This window comes from Pseudomonas onubensis, assembly GCF_965653655.1.
Taxonomy (GTDB): domain Bacteria; phylum Pseudomonadota; class Gammaproteobacteria; order Pseudomonadales; family Pseudomonadaceae; genus Aquipseudomonas.
The window spans coordinates 1-1,443 of the sequence record NZ_CBFHAZ010000209.1 but is presented as its reverse complement, the minus strand read 5'-3'; the positions used below and the strand labels follow the sequence as shown (position 1 = coordinate 1,443).

At 56.1% G+C, this 1,443-nt stretch carries 1 protein-coding gene; it reads right to left on the bottom strand.

Going from position 1 to position 1,443, the window contains the following annotated elements; all coding sequences use genetic code 11:
• Window positions 1-25: 25 nt before the first annotated feature.
• Window positions 26-1,330 carry an IS4 family transposase gene (locus ACTD9P_RS29590; protein ID WP_438870416.1) on the bottom strand — a complete coding sequence of 435 codons (1,305 nt, stop codon included), beginning with the start codon at window positions 1,328-1,330 and terminating at the stop codon, window positions 26-28.
• Window positions 1,331-1,443: the final 113 nt, after the last annotated feature.

Sequence of the window (1,443 nt, the reverse complement as noted above, 5' to 3'; positions counted from 1 at the left end):
GGTTCCGCTCTTACAGCCAGCCCTTTCAAGGTCTTTTAACTTTAGCGGCCTTAAGCACCCGATCCGTCGATACGTGGGCATTCGCGGCTTTGCCTTCAAGCCATTCCTTAGGTTTAGGCACCTTCGGACCTCGTTTGCTCTTGGCGACAGCTTTGGGTAAGACGTTTTTCGCCAACGTCAGTAAGTACGCAGCTAGCCCATCTGCGGTAGTGGGGATTGATAAGGACTCTGGTGGCAAGGCAATCAGCATGCCCTCATATCCGCTGCGTACTTGCACCGTCAGGTGGAAAATCGATGCCTCCCAATCATCGGGCTGGGTCTGGCGATGAGCCTGCTCAACGCTGCGTTTGAGTACGGCCAAAACGTTGTAAGCCAACACGGCCGACGCAAATCCCAGCAAGGCCGCTTGAGGGTTGCCCAAGGTTTCGATTTCACTGTCCAACACCGCTTCCAGGCGCTGGAACATCCCTTCGATGCTCCAGCGACGGCGGTATAAATCAGCGATTTGCGCAGCACTGACAGAGTCGGGCAAGTTGCTCCAGAACCGCAGCGTGGTGTCACCGGATTCGGTGGGTTTTTGCAGGTTCAGTTCGACTCGCCGCCACTGGTGACCACCTTTTACTTCGATGATTTGCTCGCGCACGCTGCCTGCCGCGACCGTGACAGGCTCCTGCCAGTCGTTTTCCTTAAGCAGGCGTGGATGTTTGCTCTGTTCACGAATGATGAACGAGGCCTCGGTATCTGCGCAGGCCTGCATGACCGGGAGCGTGCAGTAAAGTCGATCGGCCATCCACAGTTGCCCCGCACTGGCCTTTTCCAGCAATGGCAGCACACCGACGCGTTCGCTGGCGTAGGCATCCTCACAAGGCTGAAGATCGACGACTTGGTCCAGGTCAGGGTCGTAAACCACAACGGAAAAACCAGGCCGGGCGGCGCCCCGCTCACGGCGCAAAGCGCCCAGACGTTTTTCGCTGGAAGGCAGGTGGTTACCGTCAACGACCCGTAATTGCCAGCCAGGCAAAGTGGCTGAGTACCCCAGTTCTTTTATCGTCGGTGCCAAGCGTTTTGCGCTGCCGGTGACCAGAGCGCGCAGCAGCGCAGGCTCTGTGCGGCTGACCTTGTCATACAGCGCCGCCAAGCTGACAGGAAGATCTTCCATCTGCCGCGCGGCGGCATGCAGAGAAGGTCGTAAGCCCAATGAAACAAGGGACATCAGTTCAACGATGGTTGAAAACAAAAGTTCACGTGGGTACTGCCGCTGACGGTGCTCTTCGAACACCTGATCGACCCATTCAGCAGGAACAGCCTGTTCCAATATCACTTTGGTCATGACACTGGCCGGTACTTTTTTCTCAAACCGCGCTAGAACTTCTGCCCACATTGCTTTCGTCACCTTGACTAGAGTTTTGGGGCATTTTATCAAAGACCTTGAAAGGGATGGCT

Excerpts from the sequence above, each read along its gene's own strand:
- ACTD9P_RS29590 (WP_438870416.1), bottom strand. The coding sequence starts at position 1,330 with ATGACCAAAGTGATATTGGAACAGGCTGTTCCTGCTGAATGGGTCGAT.